15 protein-coding genes and 2 pseudogenes are annotated in these 17,533 nt (G+C 36.6%); 5 read left to right on the top strand and 12 right to left on the bottom strand.

The features are described from left to right. Window positions 1-450: 450 nt before the first annotated feature. Window positions 451-1,509, top strand: a complete 1,059-nt coding sequence (locus CSB87_RS19150) for an AraC family transcriptional regulator (RefSeq protein WP_004887271.1) — start codon at window positions 451-453, stop codon at window positions 1,507-1,509. A gap of 56 nt (window positions 1,510-1,565) precedes the next feature. On the opposite strand, the gene CSB87_RS19145 is transcribed toward CSB87_RS19150, so the two are convergent. From CSB87_RS19145 to CSB87_RS19125, 5 genes are read right to left on the bottom strand one after another with little or no spacing between them, the layout of a single operon-like run. After that, window positions 1,566-2,513 carry a SphA family protein gene (locus CSB87_RS19145; protein ID WP_004887272.1) on the bottom strand — a complete coding sequence of 316 codons (948 nt, stop codon included), beginning with the start codon at window positions 2,511-2,513 and terminating at the stop codon, window positions 1,566-1,568. Window positions 2,514-2,566: 53 nt separating this feature from the next. Beyond that, a complete protein-coding gene (locus CSB87_RS19140; protein ID WP_000379652.1) occupies window positions 2,567-3,097 on the bottom strand; it encodes a flavin reductase family protein in 531 nt (176 codons plus the stop codon). A 28-nt stretch (window positions 3,098-3,125) separates the two neighbouring features. Further along, on the bottom strand, window positions 3,126-4,364 hold the full coding sequence (locus CSB87_RS19135) for a styrene monooxygenase/indole monooxygenase family protein (protein WP_004887273.1): 1,239 nt from the start codon (window positions 4,362-4,364) through the stop codon (window positions 3,126-3,128). Between the two features lie 43 nt (window positions 4,365-4,407). Beyond that, complete coding sequence (locus CSB87_RS19130; RefSeq protein ID WP_004887274.1) at window positions 4,408-5,193, bottom strand: SDR family oxidoreductase; 786 nt, start codon at window positions 5,191-5,193, stop codon at window positions 4,408-4,410. Window positions 5,194-5,205: 12 nt separating this feature from the next. Beyond that, a complete protein-coding gene (locus CSB87_RS19125) occupies window positions 5,206-6,456 on the bottom strand; it encodes a dienelactone hydrolase family protein (protein ID WP_004887275.1) in 1,251 nt (416 codons plus the stop codon). Between the two features lie 330 nt (window positions 6,457-6,786). Here CSB87_RS19125 and CSB87_RS19120 point away from each other — a divergent pair, with 330 nt between their 5' ends. Then, complete coding sequence (locus CSB87_RS19120; RefSeq protein WP_004887277.1) at window positions 6,787-8,130, top strand: MFS transporter; 1,344 nt, start codon at window positions 6,787-6,789, stop codon at window positions 8,128-8,130. A gap of 70 nt (window positions 8,131-8,200) precedes the next feature. Here CSB87_RS19120 and CSB87_RS19115 read toward each other — a convergent pair whose 3' ends face one another. The 3 genes from CSB87_RS19115 to CSB87_RS19105 all read right to left on the bottom strand — a co-directional run bounded on the left by CSB87_RS19115 (window position 8,201) and on the right by CSB87_RS19105 (window position 11,753). Further along, window positions 8,201-9,187, bottom strand: a complete 987-nt coding sequence (locus CSB87_RS19115; protein WP_004887279.1) for an AraC family transcriptional regulator — start codon at window positions 9,185-9,187, stop codon at window positions 8,201-8,203. Window positions 9,188-9,512: 325 nt separating this feature from the next. Next, window positions 9,513-10,298 (bottom strand): 3-hydroxybutyrate dehydrogenase, encoded by a 786-nt coding sequence (locus CSB87_RS19110; RefSeq protein ID WP_004887282.1) that lies wholly within the window; start codon window positions 10,296-10,298, stop codon window positions 9,513-9,515. A gap of 33 nt (window positions 10,299-10,331) precedes the next feature. Continuing rightward, a complete protein-coding gene (locus CSB87_RS19105) occupies window positions 10,332-11,753 on the bottom strand; it encodes a GntP family permease (protein ID WP_004887284.1) in 1,422 nt (473 codons plus the stop codon). A gap of 669 nt (window positions 11,754-12,422) precedes the next feature. Here CSB87_RS19105 and bla point away from each other — a divergent pair. After that, entirely contained in the window at window positions 12,423-13,277 is an 855-nt protein-coding gene (gene bla, locus CSB87_RS19100) for a putative subclass B3 metallo-beta-lactamase (RefSeq protein WP_006580921.1), read from the top strand. 136 nt (window positions 13,278-13,413) lie between these two features. Here the strand turns inward: bla and CSB87_RS19095 are convergent, their stop codons facing one another. Beyond that, window positions 13,414-13,857 carry a BLUF domain-containing protein gene (locus CSB87_RS19095; protein WP_004708845.1) on the bottom strand — a complete coding sequence of 148 codons (444 nt, stop codon included), beginning with the start codon at window positions 13,855-13,857 and terminating at the stop codon, window positions 13,414-13,416. 229 nt (window positions 13,858-14,086) lie between these two features. Between CSB87_RS19095 and CSB87_RS19090 the strand changes: the two genes are divergently transcribed. Beyond that, on the top strand, window positions 14,087-14,350 hold the full coding sequence (locus CSB87_RS19090) for a hypothetical protein (RefSeq protein ID WP_006580922.1): 264 nt from the start codon (window positions 14,087-14,089) through the stop codon (window positions 14,348-14,350). Between the two features lie 372 nt (window positions 14,351-14,722). Here CSB87_RS19090 and CSB87_RS19080 read toward each other — a convergent pair whose 3' ends face one another. Continuing rightward, window positions 14,723-15,139 carry a hypothetical protein gene (locus CSB87_RS19080; RefSeq protein ID WP_002050243.1) on the bottom strand — a complete coding sequence of 139 codons (417 nt, stop codon included), beginning with the start codon at window positions 15,137-15,139 and terminating at the stop codon, window positions 14,723-14,725. Between the two features lie 97 nt (window positions 15,140-15,236). After that, a pseudogene (locus tag CSB87_RS19075) lies at window positions 15,237-15,908 on the bottom strand (RsiV family protein); the annotation flags it as partial. Window positions 15,909-15,996: 88 nt separating this feature from the next. Between CSB87_RS19075 and CSB87_RS19070 the strand changes: the two are divergent. Then, window positions 15,997-17,129, top strand: a protein-coding gene (locus tag CSB87_RS19070) for an IS3 family transposase (protein ID WP_223235881.1) whose coding sequence is annotated in 2 segments (ribosomal slippage) — window positions 15,997-16,249 and window positions 16,249-17,129 — 1,134 coding nt in all. Because the reading frame shifts where the segments join, the coding sequence is not laid out codon by codon here. A 56-nt stretch (window positions 17,130-17,185) separates the two neighbouring features. Here CSB87_RS19070 and CSB87_RS19065 read toward each other — a convergent pair. Beyond that, window positions 17,186-17,350 (bottom strand): annotated as a pseudogene (locus tag CSB87_RS19065) (DUF3298 domain-containing protein); the annotation flags it as partial. Window positions 17,351-17,533 lie beyond the last annotated feature (183 nt).

Genomic DNA, 17,533 nt, shown 5'->3' with positions numbered 1-17,533 from the left:
AGTATAAATAATTTAAAAACCACTGAAACCTGAAATGATTCAATATACTCTGCAAGGGGTATATTGAATTTTTGCATTTAAACTAAAAATTCCTATATATCAACAATATAAAATAATGAATTCCGACAAAATAAATTGACCAGTTCGCTCGGATTTGCTATAAATTTTGATAGATCTTAAGGAATAAGATCATGATGAGATTAAGTTAAAGTACCTTTTATATCCCCCTATTCTATTTCTCGAATATATTAAATTGATGGATAAAATTCGACTTAAAAATTTGAGAAAATCATATTAATTAGCGGTTAAATTGGTCTGTATTTTGCTTATATCTCATTGTATTTTACGCGTAACTTAATTTTTTTAAGTGCCGTATTTACTTGATGTAAAGCGAAGTTTTAAAGCTTTTGTAACACAGGTAAATACAGGAGTGAGCCAAAAGGGATATATATGAACCAAGCCAACTCCCATGAACTCAATGGACGTCATTTTCAAAATGAGTCTATCTTTACTGATCATAATTTGGTGTTCGATCACCACGATTTAAGCGAAACCTGCCGAAATGTAGGCCAAATTTTTAAACCGCATGATCTTAAAGTCTCTCATCAGAAGCGAGATTTTAGTGCAACTATGCACCATGTTAAAACAGGCGCATTGTCTATTAGCCGCTTGGAATATGGCGCAGATGTCATTATTGAACCAGATCATCTGGATAACTTTTACTTAATTCAAATTCCAACTCAAGGCTACGCAGAAATCGAGTTTGGTTCGCAAAAGTTTATTTCTTATTCTCAAGTTGCTTCTCTTATTTCACCTCAGCAATCTTTGCGTATGCGCTGGCATGCGAACTCACCCCAGCTCATTCTAAAAGTTTCAAAGGATGATTTTACTTACCATTGCCGACAACATATTGCCGATTCAGAAAATAACTTACTTATTTTTGACCCAAAATTAGATTTTTCTACCCAAGGTGGAGCCTATTTTTTGCAACTTGTTAGAACCTTAATGGATGCTTTAGCATGTGATCAGCACCCGCTTCATCATCCATTAGCCTTTAAACAGTTTGAGTCAAATTTATTTAATGCGCTCATTTATGGTCAGCCCAACAATGCATTACATAAGCTTGATCATTATAAAGAAAAAACCGTTTCTCCTTATTTCGTGAAACGTACAGAAGCCTACATTAAAGAACATTTGCATGAGCCGCTCAATGTCGAGATTTTAGCTGAACATGCAGGCGTGAGTGTAAGAACCCTATTTACTGGTTTTAAAAACTATTTGGGGACCACCCCAATGTCTTATTTAAAAGAATTACGCTTTGAACAAGCTCATTTAGAACTCATGCATAATGAAAATCTATCGGTTACTGACGTTGCATTTAAATGGGGATTTACTCACTTGGGTCGTTTTTCTCAAGAATATAAACGCCGTTATGGTGAGTTACCTTCGTCTACTCGCCGTTCTGGTCACAGTGAAGGTTCAGGCTTAATTACTTCAATTTTTTCTTAAACTAAAATAGATAAAAGCCTTTTATATTTGTTGATATAAAAGGCTTTTTTTATGATTTAAAAATGATGGACATAACGAACTTGTAGTCGCGTACCTTCTGGTCGGTTTTCAGCATCTTGCTCAAAATATGCATTTGCAACCAAGTGATCATTTTTAGAAAAACTATACATCGCACCGGGACCAATTGCCCAAACTTGTTCACGTCGACCTTTGACTTTTTCACCATCGACTTCGGTATCTGTAACTTGTTTTAGCCAATAGCCATTGAGCCCTAAACGGAACTGTTCGGTAATGGCATAGTCTGTTGCGAAGTTTGCATGAATTGCTTGCCCTGCCTGCATATCATTTGCTCCAGCAAACGCATAGCTTGGGTCATCATTTTTAAAGTTATAGAGATAATGGATACGTGTTGAAGCTGTCCATTTTGGATTAAACCAATATGTGGCAGCCCAATAAGGGTCAAATGAAACAGCGTTATTACCTGGATTAATATCTTTTTGCTGGTCGTATTCGCCAGTAGGTAAATTCACCTGAAACTCAAAACGATGTACAAACTTCGGTCCTTGTGCGCCCATGACTGGATCGAACTGAATAAAAGGCCCAATCATAATGTCCCCAAAGCCACTTTGGGCTTTAATTGCCGCATTATTCAAGCCATCATCCATGTCCATTTTACTGACAAAAGGAATCAGAAAATTTATGCCTAGACTGGCTTTATCTTTTACTCGGATATTCGATAAATAACTAATCTGCTCAACCAGTACTTGATAATTTAAATCTGTTTTAGGTAAACCGAGTTTTTGTCCATTGGCATCGACCAGTTTATTGCTATCGTAATTTTGAAAATAGGTTTGAGCATACCAACCGGGTCCTGCGGGTAATCCACCATCGAGAAAGCTGGTCATACCTAAGTTTACGGTCGGTAAATCATAGGCATGTGCAGCCAAAGGCACACCCAACAATGTCCCTGCTAAAAAGCCATGTTTAATTAAAGTGCTTTTCATCTTCTTATTTCCTATAAAAAAATCACGACCGGATTGATCGTGATTGTGGTGAATTAATGGGCTAATTCTGGATGCTCAGCAGCAATCCGATACTTTCCTGCGTGAAATACCAATGGTTCACCTTGGCGTTGTTGGTATTGTTCAATTTGACCAATAAAAATCAGGTGATCTCCGCCTTCATACTGATTTACATTGCGACAAACCAAGGTTGCGAGTGCATCAGTCAAAATTGGAACGCCAGCATTGCATTGTTGATGAGCAATGCCTGCAAATTTGTCTTCGGCACCTCGAGCAAAATGCCCCGAAAGCTGATGATGCTCTTGTGCCAACATGTGAATGGCAAAATATTCAGCTTCAACAAAATCAGGCAAACTTGGCGCCGTTTTTGAAAGGCTCCACAAAATTAATGGTGGGTCTAAAGACAGTGAGGAAAATGAATTGGCGGTCATACCTATTTTCCGGCCATCTTTGCCACGAGTTGTAATCACGGTAACACCAGTTGCAAACTGACCAAGCAAATTACGAATTTCTCTTGGGTTTTCGGCATTAATCGCTTGTAAAGCTAAAGTTTCAATTGTGTCCATTTTTAAATCTCCCTTTGATATTTTGACCTTAAGCGACTTTTGCTGCGGTTTTTGAGGCCAAGAATGCCTGAGCCTGATCTGCATCAAACCACCACGGGGCAAAAGAGCGCGGGTCATCAAAGTTATTGGCCATAATTGAAGCAATGCTCTGGTTTTGGCTTGCAGCTGCTAGGAGTTCAACGACATGAGGCTCTGGTGGTAATAACAAGCTATTGGTCCAAGCCACGACTTTTTCTGCATAAGCCCAATAGCGTTCAAAAGTTTGAAGCATCCATTGTTCGCTAAAGCTTTGATTATCATTGGCTAAAATGGCATCAAAATAGATCTTGCTACACTTAGCCGCATTGTTTGAGCCTTGACCGGTAATTGGATCATTGACCACTAAGGCATCTGCCATACCAAAAATCTTTTTGCCAGACGGTAAGGTTAAAACGGGCTTACGTACCGTCGGCGGGAAACGCCCTGCCAAATAACCGCCAGCATCAGTTAATTCAACATTTGCGCAGCGTTCATATTCCCAAGGCACAAATTTCTTGAGTAAGTTCAGACTACATTGCAGGTGCTGTTCTGGTGTTTTCACATCTTGCCAACAGTCCATTGGCCCATTTGGAATACCTTCAAATACCATAATGTCGCAAGGCCCATTGATGGTTAGTGCCGGAAATGAAAAGTACTCACCGACTTCGGGAATAATGTTAAAAGTCACACGTGAATAAGGTGAAATTGGCTTCATGTTTTTGACGTAGGTCAATGCCAAAGCGCGCTGCGGTTTATCGAAAACACTTCGTGCATCATCACGCTCAAACTGTTTAACAACTTCACCTTTACCAGCCGCGAGTAATACAAGCTCGTAGTCGTTTGCGAGTTGTTCTAACTCTTGTATTCCAACATCCTGAATCACCAATTGACCGCCACGGCGTTCAAATTCTTCCATCCAATATGGCATTTTGACGCGTTGATCGACCGATTGAGCGTAGCGCTCAAGACGAGCACTCCATTCAAATGCTTTACCACCATTTTCAGGATTAACTAAAGCTAGCCCAATGCCTTCTACGGCTGGACATTGTTCTTCCCAAAAATTTAAACCTAAATCACGTTCAGTTTGTAAAGCAGTATGAAACATACATTGGCTTGACATGACTTTACCTTGACGGATTTCATCGGCAGTTCGGTTGGTGATCATGGTTACATCGTAACCTGTATCTAATAACCCCAAACCAAGCTGTAAACCAGACTGTCCTGCTCCAACAATTGCAATACGGCGCATAATCTTCTCCATAATTTTCTAAATGTGCTTTTAAAACGCTGTGCTATTCGGCTAAACGCGGAATAGCGGGCTGTGATCCTTCAGGGCCCATTACTGAATAGCCACCGTCGACTGCGTAATCTGCTCCGGTCACAAAGCTCGCAGCGGGTGACAATAAAAACAAAACAACATTGGCGACTTCTTCGGGATGACCCAATCGGCCTAGCAAGTGATAATCGGCTGCAACGCTATCGGCTTTTTCACGGTTATTGCCGCTGACTTCTGCAATGACTCGTGACCATGTCCAACCCGGAGAAACTGAATTGACGCGAATACCATCGGCAGCAAAATCCATTGCCATACTTTGTGTGAGTTGACGTATCGCGGCCTTAGAAACCGGATATAACCAGCGTCCTGTTTGTGCCACTTTGGCCGAAATGGAAGTAAAGTTAACGATTGAACCTTGCTGTTCTTTTAGGTCATTGTATAAAGCACGGCTCAGCTCAACTGTAGAGATCAAATTAATATCGAGTGCTTGTAACCAGTCCTGACGTGAAGATTTAAAACCATCATCTAAGTAGGTACATGCTAAATTCACCAAGTAACTCACTTCACCTAAATGTTGATGAATATCTGCCACAGCTTGTTGAATAGCCGCATCACTAGTTAAATCGGTTTGAATAAACATCACATCATGGTTAAAGCTTTCGGCAATCGCCTTACCTTTTGCATCAATATCTAAAATAGCGACATGAGCACCTGCACTGACTAAGGCTTGCACAACAGCTTTACCAATGAGTGTTGCACCGCCACTCACCACAGCGACTTTTCCTATTAAATTTATATTCATTGCAGATCCTCCTTAATTGACTAGCTTGCCTTCACTACTTGACCAAGATGGCATCAAAGTATTGGACGGAAGATCTTCATCAAGAAGTTTTCGTGCTGTCTCGACACCTGCAACGGGTAAGCCTGTTGGGTCTAATAAACCAATTTGAACAAGTACAGATGCTTGGTCCCAGTAAATATGCTCATGACACAGCTTTGAACCTCTGAACTGAATTACACCTAACATTGGTATTTCGACATATTTACCAGTTGGTTTTACACCCGGTAATAACCAGTCAATTTCAGCGTCGTGGGTAAAGCTCATAATGAATTCGTCTACCACTTGCGTTGAGCCAACCGTACGAGAGATTGAAGTAATCTTCATATCTTTTGGGTTTTGATGAACAAAGTGATATTGATAAAAACGAGCAAGCTGGCTTTGGCCTACACCGCCAGTCAAGGTTGGGATATGGTTGACATAAGGTTCTGCAACCATTGTTGCCATGGTTGCTGGGACGTCACGCGTATCGAACTCATGACGAATATGCTCTTCCCATAGTGCAACTAGGTCATATTTCGGCCCAATTATTTCATGTAGAGCTGTTACTGTACGCTCGTGAGCGAAGCGTGCTGAAGGTTTGTGGTAATGGTTGCTTTTTGGTCGTGCAAAGGCATGATCAACGCCTTCGTAAACATAAGCTTGTACATTTGAATATTGGTTAGCTGCATCGACAATCGCTTGTCTCACATCTGGCGGTGTAAATTGGTCCAGTTCTGCAATATGTAAAACCAAACGTCCTTTTACGTTAGCTAACTCATCTAACGCTTTTTCAATGCCTACACCGTAATAACCTACGGCACATGCCACATCAGAAAGTCTGCAGCCTGCCAAATAAGCTAGCTTTCCACCTAAACAATAGCCCACTACGCCGAGACCTGTAGAGATATCACATTCTGGTCGTGTCTTTAGAAAAGCTAAGCTGTCTTGAATATCTTCAACACCAAGGTTTTCGTCATATTGTTGATAAAGTTCAAAAGCTTTTTGAAAATCATCTGGTGTATAACCGAGTTCAATATTAGGTGATATACGCCAAAATAGATCAGGAACCAAAACGGTATAGCCTTCTTCTGCAAGAAAATCTGCCTTTTCCCGCATTGCTGCATTCACCCCAAAGATTTCCTGACAAAGCACCACACCAGGTCCTTTTCCTGTTTCTGGTGTCGCTAGATATGCACTGAACTGCTTTCCAGATGCAGTTTGAATTTGAATGGTTTGACCAGCCATAGTGTCAACTCCTGACATTGTTATGGCTTTATCTTCTATCTGAAAATTTTTTTAGACTGTCCAAAAGCTGCAAGCATTATCCAATCTCTGCGCAATTATCAAAATCAAACAAACTGGATAGAAAAATTAAAAATAAGAAACACCTATATTTCAAATGATTAAATTAAAAAATGAAATGAATGCTTTTTATCTCATTTGGAAAAAATGGATGAATATTCGGACTTATTGGATAGTGAATATTGGTTAAAAATAATTCAATTAAAGACTCAGGTTTTGTAACGAATACATTGAATTACTCAGGGAATTAAATAATTTTAAGAAGGAATACATATGAAAACGATAGATGCAAACACGATTATCAATCGCGAAAAACTGTCTCCACTACAGTGGATAGTTTTTATCCTAGGCTTTTGTGTCTTTTTCTGTGATGGTCTAGATACAGGAATTATTGGTTTTGTTGCACCGGCATTATTGGATGATTGGGGAATTACCAAGCCTCAACTTGCTCCCGTTTTAAGTGCTGCTTTAGTCGGTATGTCAATTGGTGCAATCATTTCTGGCCCCTTAGCCGATAAATTTGGCCGTAAAGGTGTTATTGTTTTTACAAGCCTTTTGTTCTCAATATTTACGATTTTGTGTGGCTTTGCTAATTCAACTCAAGACTTAATGATTTATCGCTTTATTACTGGCGTAGGTTTAGGCGCAGCTATGCCAAACATTAGTACCATTGTCTCAGAATATATGCCTGTAAAACGTAAAGCATTTCTCACAGGGCTTGCTGGCTGTGGATTTATGCTGGGTATTTCTTGTGGCGGTGTGTTATCAGCTTATCTGTTAGAAAGCTATGGCTGGGCCAAAGTGATTATTATTGGCGGAAGTATTCCCCTAATTTTAGTGGTTGCTTTATTACTTAAATTACCTGAATCAACTCAATACTTAATTACACGTCATCAACAAGATAAAGCACAGCGTATTTTAGAAAATATTCAAGGCCATTCCTTCCAAGAGCCAGTAAAACTTATTTTAGCTCAAGCAGAAAATCCTTCAGATGAAAATCCGGTTAAAGTGGTTTTAGGAAAATACCTGTGGAGTTCAAGCATGCTTTGGATCTGCTGTTTTACCAGTCTTTTGGTGTTCTATCTTTTAACAAGCTGGATGCCAACAATTTTAAAAACAGCAGGTTTCAATACCCAACAGTTTAGTTTAATTGCTGCGATTTTCCCTTTTGGTGGTGTAATTGGCGCAACCATTATGGGATGGTACATGGATAAACTGAACCCAACTACAGTGATTAAATATTCATATCTCATCGCTTTCAGCCTATTTATTGTTGCTGGTCTAGTGAGCTCAAATATTTTCTTATTAGGCCTTACTATCTTCTTAATTGGTGCATTACTGGCTGGTGCACAGTCTTCATTACTGCCACTTGCAGCTATGTTCTACCCAGCGGTATGCCGCGCGGTTGGTGTTTCATGGATGCATGGTATTGGTCGTATTGGTGCAATTTTAGGTGCTTTCTTTGGCTCACTCATTTTCACCTTTAACTTAAGTTTAAGCGGTATTTTCTTTATTCTCGCTTTACCAACTTTCATCTCATTTATTGCACTTAGCTTGAAAGTAATTTATGAGAAATCTAAACACAAACAGGTGTTAAAGCTCGAAGAAAGTCTATAAACATTAATCGATAAATAAAAAAAACTGATTTAATTACTTAAATCAGTTTTTTTATTGTGAAAGTTAAATATCAGAAAATTTTGCCTTTAGTCTCACTTGGATTTTCGCCAAACTCTTCACGATATTCTTGAGAAAAACGACTTAAATGATTAAAGCCCCAGTCATAGGCAAGCTTTGAAATAGAAACCTTTTTATCTGCTCCTGTAGTGCTCAAGATTTTGTAAATTTGTTGGAGTCGATATTTTTTCAAATACGACATTGGGCTGGTGCCGTAGTACTGTTGAAATTCGTCATACAATTTTGATTTTGAAACCCCAGCCAACCGTTGCAAGTCTTCTGCACAGATTTCTTCGTGAGCATGTTCAATAATAAAATTACGAACCTTACGAATATAAGCTGGCTCATCTTGATATGAAAGTGACTTTAAAGCTTCAGAGTAGTTGTTTTCTTGAGATAATAGTAAGGCTTTAATTACAAAATTTTCATAGTCTTCAGATAACATCTGCAAACCATAAAAATTGCTATATTTCGATTTTAGCTGTAAAAAATTCTGAATATTCTTCCACCATGCGCCAATCAGTTGCTCAGAGTCTAAGTGCATTTCAGGGTTAAAAATGATAGGCGTTTCTATAGGTTTATTCAGTAAATCTGCAAGGACAATCTGCATACTTCGCTCAGGAATAACCACCTGAAATTTTCTACAGTCTTTATCGATAATCAGATCTTGTTGATCATTATTTGAAACAATTAGGCCTCTGTTTTCATCAGATTGATAATGTGCACCACGAATGTTGAGAGCTTGTCGCCCCTGTATAGGTAAACTAATGCTATACGCTTTTAAATTTGAGATGTTAATAGCGACATTTGCACCATAACTGATTGTGCCGATTGCCATTTTTTTATTAGGCAAACGCATTCCGTCATAATGGAAATCGAGATTGTCTTTATAAATCGTGTCTAGACGGTGTTCACCACAAATTGTGGACATCAGATTCTGCGCAAATTCAGCTTTGCGTGAATAATGATTGAGTTCCATCTGTTGGCTGAGTGATATCATATCCTTTTCACCTAGCTAAAACTTATTGCTAAAAAAGCAACTTGTATGCCAATTAATACCCTTTAATTGACGAGTTTTCCTGAAAGTATCTAATCAGGACATGCGTAAATATTACTTTCTCATACTCTATTAAATTTTAAAAATGGAAATAAGTTAAATACCTTTAAAGTATAAATTTATACCTTAACGAACTTATTTTATTCGTTTTTTTTATAACAAGTTATAGTAGAGATAAAACATTATTTTGAACAGTAGACGATCGTAAATTTTTAATGAATAAAAAAACCGCTTATATAAAATAAGCGGTTTTTATAAAACAATTAAATTATTGGGCCGTATAACCGCCATCCATCACGACAGCTTGGCCTGTTACCCCACCTGCTTTTTCGCTTGCGAGGAAAATTGCATAGTCAGCGATTTCTTCAACAGATAGCAAACGCTTTTGAGGAACCATTGCCAAAATTACATCTTCAAGTGCACTGTCTAAACTTACATTACGGGTTTTAGCCAAATCTGCAATTTGCCCACGAACCAATGGTGTATCTACATACCCCGGACATAAAGCATTTACTGTAATACCGTCACGTGCACATTCTAATGCGGCAACTTTTGTTAGACCAATTACGCCGTGTTTAGCACTGTTATAGCCTGCCTTTCCAGCGAAACCAATCAAGCCATTAATTGAAGCCATATTAATAATACGACCATATTTTTGAGCTTTCATGATTGGGAAAACATGTTTAATACCAATAAATGCCCCTGTTAACATAACCTGAACTAACTTTTGAAAAACGGCCGTTGGAAACTCTTCAATAGGCGCAACATGTTGGAAACCAGCATTATTAATTAAGATATCAACCGTACCAAAGGTCTTTTGAGTCAGCTCAATTGCTTGTTTATAAGCGTCTTCATCAGTTACATCACATGGTGCAGATAAGGCATCAAAACCTTGCTCTTTAAGTGAGTTCGCCGTTTCTTGGCATTTTTCGGCATTCATATCAGAAATGACAACTTTGGCACCTTCTTGAGCAAATTTCTTAGCAATCTCTAGACCGATACCACTTGCAGAACCTGTAATAAAAGCAACTTTACCGTCTAAAAGTTTAGTCATCTATTTACTCCTTAATACTTATAACGTGCTGATTTAAACAATACCCGTTACGGTAAAGACCGTAATCACCACAAATACTGCTAATGTTTTAATTACCGTAACTGCAAATATATCTTTATACGATTGTTTATGGGTTAAACCTGTAACAGCGAGTAAAGTAATGACAGCACCATTGTGCGGTAAGGTATCCATACCACCTGACGCCATCGCAACTACACGGTGCATAACTTCTGGTGGAATACCCACAGCTAAAATCGCGGCGTTATAATGTTCAGCCATCGCACTTAAAGCGATACTCATACCACCAGAAGCTGAACCGGTAATACCTGCTAAAACAGTTGTCGTCACCGCCCCATTTACTAAAGGATTTGTAAAAGTACTGCTCATTGCATGACTAATCATGGCAAAGCCCGGTAATGACGCAATAATGGCACCGAAACCGTACTCAGAAGCCGTATTCATCACGGCTAAAAGTGAGCCGCCGATACTCGCATTAATACCTTCTTTAAAGTTCGTTACTACACGTTGGTAATCAAACAAAATTGCAGTAATAATCCCTACAATGAGCGCAAGTCCAACCGCCCATATCGCACCAGTTTTCGCAACATCTACGGTGTAATCAGCTAGACCAACTGAGGCAAAATCAAAGCCATTTGGATACCATTCTTTGATTGCTTTAGATAAATATTTGTTCATTACTGCAACAAGAATGAGCGGTACAAATGCTAGAAACTGACGAGCCGAACTTCCATTATTTTGCAAGTTCATATCAGCTTCAACTTCTTGAGACGGTGTATTGTCTATACCAAAACCAGAGAATCCTTCCCCCGCTTTTGCAGCAGCGCGGCGACGCCATTCTAAGTAACTTAAACCCATGCATAGAACAAAAATAGCACCAATAATTCCTAGAAATGGTGCGGCATAAATATTGGTACCAAAAAAAGTGGTTGGAATTACGTTCTGGATTTGTGGCGTACCTGGCAATGCATCCATAGTGAATGTAAATGCACCCAGCGCGATGGTCCCCGGAATTAAACGTTTTGGAATATTCGCTTGTCTAAATAACTGATTGGCAAAAGGATAAATGGCAAATACAGCAACAAATAAACTAACACCGCTGTATGTTAAAATTGCACCTAGTAATACAACCGTTAAAATTGCTTTTTTTGCGCCAATCCATCTCACAATGGTTCGAGCGATAGACTCAGCAATCCCTGACATTTCAACGACTTTACCAAAAATTGCCCCGAGCAAAAACACAAGAAAGTAATCTTTAATAAAGTTCACCATTTTGGGCATAAAGACACCCGAATAAAACGGTAAAACATTGGCTGGGTTAATGAGTAAAACTGCAAGTAAGGCACAAATTGGTGCCATGAGAATGACAGAAAAGCCCTTGTAAGCTGTATACATTAACAGCCCAAGCGAAAGTAGAATTACAAATAATTCCCACATATATTCTTTCTCCCTAAAGAATAGATATTAGGTTCAATAAAATTACCAAAAGATATTTAGGTTATCCCAAACCTAAAATGATAAAAATCACAATATCCACGATTGGTAATAGATAAATGAGCTTAAAAATAAAATATCACTAAAATATTTAAAAACAATGTAATTTATTTAAATTTTAAAATATCAATAAAATACAGGTACTTATATAAATCTTCTAGTAAAACAAATTATTTAAAAGCCATTATTAATTTATAAAACTTATTAATTATTGAGTAAATTAAATTAATAATTTCATATTATTTAGTAAAGACAATTAAATAATATATTTTTTAAAATAATTTAGTAGATTTTCATAATTTAATCTTAAGAAAATAGTGAGAAAGCTGTATCTTAAACATCAAATCGCTATCCTCCCTACATTAAAAACTAGTCTTTACTAATTTATTAATTTGAATTTTTTGAGAGCTATTTATAGATTGAGCCAAAGGCTTTTTAAAGAGACTGGTTCTGAAATGACTTATCAGTAAGAATGAATGAAAAACAAACATAAACACATAAAAATTTAATGAATGGTCATATTTTTTTATGAATAAATTAGGGTCTAATTATAGCAAAGGCGTTAAAATATAAAACTTTAATTACTGCGACCAACCTACGAGTCCAATAAAGATGAAGAAAAAGATATTGTTTACAGGAAGTATATTGCTGACTTCTCTATCTGCCTCAGCTACACCATTAAAGTTACCTGATGACTGGACGCAAAATACTCAGCCATTCCAAATTACTGAAAATATATACTATGTAGGTACTCACGGTCTTGGAACCTATTTATTGACCTCTGATCATCAAGCTTTATTGATAGATACAGGTCTTCCGGAAAATACAGAGCAAATAGAGCAGAATATTAAAAAATTGGGTTTTAAGTTATCAGATGTAAAAATTATGGTTACAAGCCATGCTCATTGGGACCATGTAGGTGCACTTGCCCGCATTAAACAAGACACTGGCGCCAAATTAATTGCTATGCAGCAGGATGTTAAGGCTTTAGAAATAGGAAAACCAATAGGTGAAAACACCTTCCAAAGTATTCCTTTTACTCCAGTTAAAGTTGATAAAGTCATTCACGATGGAGAAGTAGTTAAACTAGGGAAATTAAAACTAAAAGCTACTCTTACCCCAGGCCATACTCCGGGTTGTACAACTTGGTCAACTGAAGTTAAATCTAATGGTAAGAATCTAAATGTTGTTTTCCCTTGCAGTCTCTCTGTTGCTGGCAATGTTTTACAAAATAATCATCAATATCCAAATATTGTAGAAGATTATCGTCAGAGTTTTAAGCGTTTAAAAAATATGAAGGCAGACATTGTGCTTACTAGCCATCCAGAAGTTGCAGATGTTATGGGAAATAAAGCGCGCAAAGATGCAGGTCAAGTTAATGCATTTATTCAACCAGAAAAACTTTCTGCTATTGTAAAAGATGCAGAAATGGCATTTGAAAAATCATTAGTTAGTAGTAAGCCGTAAATGTAAAATAGTACTATTTAGATTTAATATAAATTTAAAAGCCCTGATTGTGCAGGGCTTTTTTAGAAACTTTAATATCATCACCCTTCAACATTTTCTTTTTGGATCTATATCCAATCAAAAAATATATTTTTGGTTAAACTTGATATTGATCCGCTTTCAAATTGGGTTGATCTACAAGTAATTCAATAAAAGATGGGATTGAATTAGTGTTAAGTAAATACGGATTAAACTCATCAACATGATGATGAAAAAAGAAATCTTTTATTTTGGTATTTATAGGCGCAAATTTCATACTCCAATGTTTAAATAACCGCTGTTCGGACGGTTCCAAAAAGATGATTTCGCAGTTTTGATGTCTCGAATCTTTCAAAATTGATTTATAAAATAGCGTCTCAACTTGTTCTTTCTCCCCTTCTAAGTATTGTAAGAAGTATCCATTACCATAGTAAAGCACACCAGTAATGTCATTTTGAGAGTTGAATTTGACTGCTTCTGTGAGGATATCAATTAAATCTTGTTTTATTTGACTATGTTCACTATTGGTTTTACTTGCATACATAAAGCCTATTAAACTCATAGCGATAACTCGAAGATAAATGTCAACTGCATTCTGACACTTAGATATAAGCCTTACAATGCAACCTACTTAAAACCTTGTATTTCAAGAGTAAAGATTATTATCATTTTGAAAATGACAAACTTTAACAAGTAGAAATGTTTTGTAAATGAATGCCAACCTAACCAATTAACCAGAAAATCTTATTTCAAGTACACTTAAAACCTGTTTTTTAATTTGTGGCGGTCTAATGGAGAACCATGAAATTATTCTTCAAGACGAACACCATAAACAGCTTAAGATTGTCAAAGTTCAAGATGTTCGTTTTGATACTCATACACTGAACCATAGCTACCAATGGTTATGGGTATTTGATCATAGCTCAGAGTTTTTTCCATTTGAGCTGTGGGATCAACTCGACAGTGCAACCGTCCATCAAAAACTAAAGCTGAATAATCAGGTCTTTAAGATTATTAAGATTTTGACAAAGAAAACCAAATTAAGATATTCGTGATCAAAACTTTCTTTAACTAATTTTAATTAATAGAGAAGCTCCCGAAAGTGAGCTTTTCAAAACATTGTCTAGTGTAAAATTATTAATTTAGCGTACGTAATTAGGGTGTAACCATTAAGCCAGTGAGAGCTCCTTCTGGACTTAAAAAACCATTAACTGATTGTCCCTACAGCACACAGCTGCTTAATCAGACGATAAAGAAAATTTTATTTATAGGAATTTTCATCAAAAATATTCCGTAATAATAATTTTAAAGCAGTTAATGATTCTTAGTTCAATTAAGAAAAAACCCACTTAATAATGAGTGGGTTTAATCAAAACTTAATGAATATTAACTTTAATTAACTCATTGGCGTAGAGATTTTTAATCTCTTATTTCATTCGAGTTAGTCTTAAGTTAAAGTCAGATGGAAGTAAGATTCGATATTCGATCTCTGCCCCAGGTTTGACTTCTGTTTCTTGAGAAGTTGCAATATTAGGACACATCCCTGCACCAGTTTCTAATCTAAAAATATAATATTTAGGCTCAAGATAAATTGTAGCTATTTCATTTGAGCGAATTGAAAATACCTTTTCATTATTAACATAAATATCATGAGTACAGCCAGAACCCAAAAAACCTTTATCTCTTAAGAACGTAACTTTTGCTTGTTCAGGAGTGTGTTTCTTTAAATAATTCTGATTATACACTCTCTCATTAGGTATTGGTTTCGCTGTATTTGAAACAACAGGACTTGTTGAACACCCAATTAAACTCAAAACTAATCCTAAAAAAATAATCTTTTTCATGATATTATCCACTTTAATAATGAGTTAAATTTAACAGTTAAGAATAATAAAAACCACCCGAAGGTGGTTTAATCAATTTACAAACTATTATGAATCTCTACAGTTCAGTTTTTAAAGTAGGCATTGGCGGTAAAAAATCTGATTTTATCAGTTGATCTGTATCATAGAGTTCTAAACTCACAGGACCTGCGGCATATGGAGCCAATTCGTAAAGCTGAAAATCAAATGTAATCCCGCCTGATTGATTAATATAGAAATTTTCACTTACTTTAAAGTCTTCTTTACTAATATAAGGCTGCATATCTTTTTCTTGACACCAATATCCGTATTGTTTCCACAATTCTTCTTTAAGCGCATTCATCTTTCCATTGATAACAATATCTTTTAATTCAATGCGTTTTTTACTTTTTAAGTCAAAAATATAATCTTCAAAAGTTGCTATACCATGAGCCCCGCCAGAATATTCTGAACTTACTTTCGAAATTTGCACATATTGACCAAACTGTCCATTAAAGCGATAAACCACATTCTGTGACCAGTTATTAAACCCTTCAGCTTGGGTTTGATTTAGTTGCTTTTGCTTTTCTGAAGGAGGTATAAGAGCATCTGCATAATCTTTACGGATTTCCTTATCGATTACTTGATCAATCCATTCAATATTACTTTTAAGTGCAATCGCTTCTTTAGAGGTACATACAATTCCATCAACATCTGGATTTGGAGCACAAATTTTGGGTTGTTGAAACTTCACAAGAAAATTACGTACTAGAGAGGTGGATCAGGAAATTTGAACAACACTTATAAGTGATATTTTGCTCCCCAAATGATGTTATAAACATCAATATATGGAGTATTTTATGGCACGTAGACCAAGAAGAAATCATTCAAATGATTTTAAAGCTAAGGTAGCACTTGCTGCGATTAAAGCAGAAAAAACACTTGCTGAATTGAGTGCTGAATTTGATGTTCATCAAAACCAAATTATCGACTGGAAAAATCAACTGATTTCAGCTTCCTCGCAAGCTTTCGATCAATCAAAAGCTCCAACAGAACCACCCATCGATCTAAAAAAACTACATGCAAAAATCGGTGAGCAGGCATTAGAAATTGATTTTTTAGAAGGTGTGTTGAAGAAACTGGGCCGCTTCAACCACAAAAGTTAATCGATGACTCACTTCAGATTTCAGTATCTAAGCAAGCTCAGCTGCTGAAAGTCTCCCGTGGTTGTTATTACTATCGCCCAAAACCTGTGAGTGCATCAGATCTGAAGCTGATGCGCTGTATGGATGAGTTACATATGCAATACCCTTTTGCAGGTAGCCGTATGATGCGTGATTTGTTGAATCGTCAAGGACATCATATAGGACGACGTCATACACGTACTTTAATGAAGAAAATGGGCATTAATGCGTTATATTGCAAACCAAATTTAAGCCAGGCTAATCAAGCTCACCGCAAATATCCATATCTGCTCAAAGGATTGGCTATTCAGCGCAGTAATCAAGTGTGGTCTACGGATATAACGTATATCCCTATGGCAAAAGGCTTTGTTTATTTATGTGCTGTGATTGATTGGCATAGCCGCAAGGTACTTGCGCATAGAGTATCGATTAGTATGGAGGTTACATTTTGCATAGAAACATTAAATGAAGCTATTGAAAAATATGGTCGACCTGAAATATTTAATACAGACCAAGGCAGTCAGTTTACCAGTGATGCATTTATTGATGTATTGAAATCAAATGGCATTCAAATCAGTATGGATGGTAAAGGTCGATGGGTTGATAATGTGATGGTTGAACGATTATGGCGGAGCGTTAAATATGAAGAGGTGTATCTCAAAGCCTACAGCAATGTTTTGGATGCGAAGAAGCAATTAAACGCATATTTTGAATTTTATAATTTGAAACGACCTCATTCGAGTCTGGACAAAATGACTCCAGATGAGTTTTACTATGACCAGCTACCACAACAAAATAAGGTAGCTTAACTAGAGCAGAGTATCACTTATAAATAAGCTTTTAGTTGTTCAAACATGTGGGACCACCTCTCTAGCATAGCAGGAATTATATTTTCTTCTTTTGGTGGCTGTTCAGTTGCTTTTATAGTAGAGGTTTTTTCCATTTTTTCTGTTGGTTTTTCCTCTGCTTTTTTTATACATCCACTCAATACAAGTGGTACTACCATTAAGCCAAGAATAGTTTTATTCATCAATTATACCCTTACATAATTTATTTATCTTTTAAATTAAATTTTAAAGAATTTAAAAATTCATAGATATATTAATTGAAATTAGAATGACTTTATATGTTGATATTTTTTGAAAATAAATTTTGAAAAAATAATATTTATTTAATACAATAGTGAAGTAAGATATTGATAAGAAAACAAAAT

The sequence above is a fragment of the Acinetobacter sp. AR_0276 genome, assembly GCF_003000705.1.
Taxonomy (GTDB): Bacteria; Pseudomonadota; Gammaproteobacteria; order Pseudomonadales; family Moraxellaceae; genus Acinetobacter; species Acinetobacter nosocomialis.
The sequence above is the reverse complement of the archived record's forward strand: the minus strand, read 5'-3'. Positions and strand labels throughout refer to the sequence as shown.

Excerpts from the sequence above, each read along its gene's own strand:
- CSB87_RS19150 (WP_004887271.1), top strand. The coding sequence starts at position 451 with ATGAACCAAGCCAACTCCCATGAACTCAATGGACGTCATTTTCAAAAT.
- CSB87_RS19145 (WP_004887272.1), bottom strand. The coding sequence starts at position 2,513 with ATGAAAAGCACTTTAATTAAACATGGCTTTTTAGCAGGGACATTGTTG.
- CSB87_RS19140 (WP_000379652.1), bottom strand. The coding sequence starts at position 3,097 with ATGGACACAATTGAAACTTTAGCTTTACAAGCGATTAATGCCGAAAAC.
- CSB87_RS19135 (WP_004887273.1), bottom strand. The coding sequence starts at position 4,364 with ATGCGCCGTATTGCAATTGTTGGAGCAGGACAGTCTGGTTTACAGCTT.
- CSB87_RS19130 (WP_004887274.1), bottom strand. The coding sequence starts at position 5,193 with ATGAATATAAATTTAATAGGAAAAGTCGCTGTGGTGAGTGGCGGTGCA.
- CSB87_RS19125 (WP_004887275.1), bottom strand. The coding sequence starts at position 6,456 with ATGGCTGGTCAAACCATTCAAATTCAAACTGCATCTGGAAAGCAGTTC.
- CSB87_RS19120 (WP_004887277.1), top strand. The coding sequence starts at position 6,787 with ATGAAAACGATAGATGCAAACACGATTATCAATCGCGAAAAACTGTCT.
- CSB87_RS19115 (WP_004887279.1), bottom strand. The coding sequence starts at position 9,187 with ATGATATCACTCAGCCAACAGATGGAACTCAATCATTATTCACGCAAA.
- CSB87_RS19110 (WP_004887282.1), bottom strand. The coding sequence starts at position 10,298 with ATGACTAAACTTTTAGACGGTAAAGTTGCTTTTATTACAGGTTCTGCA.
- CSB87_RS19105 (WP_004887284.1), bottom strand. The coding sequence starts at position 11,753 with ATGTGGGAATTATTTGTAATTCTACTTTCGCTTGGGCTGTTAATGTAT.
- bla (WP_006580921.1), top strand. The coding sequence starts at position 12,423 with ATGAAGAAAAAGATATTGTTTACAGGAAGTATATTGCTGACTTCTCTA.
- CSB87_RS19095 (WP_004708845.1), bottom strand. The coding sequence starts at position 13,857 with ATGAGTTTAATAGGCTTTATGTATGCAAGTAAAACCAATAGTGAACAT.
- CSB87_RS19090 (WP_006580922.1), top strand. The coding sequence starts at position 14,087 with ATGGAGAACCATGAAATTATTCTTCAAGACGAACACCATAAACAGCTT.
- CSB87_RS19080 (WP_002050243.1), bottom strand. The coding sequence starts at position 15,139 with ATGAAAAAGATTATTTTTTTAGGATTAGTTTTGAGTTTAATTGGGTGT.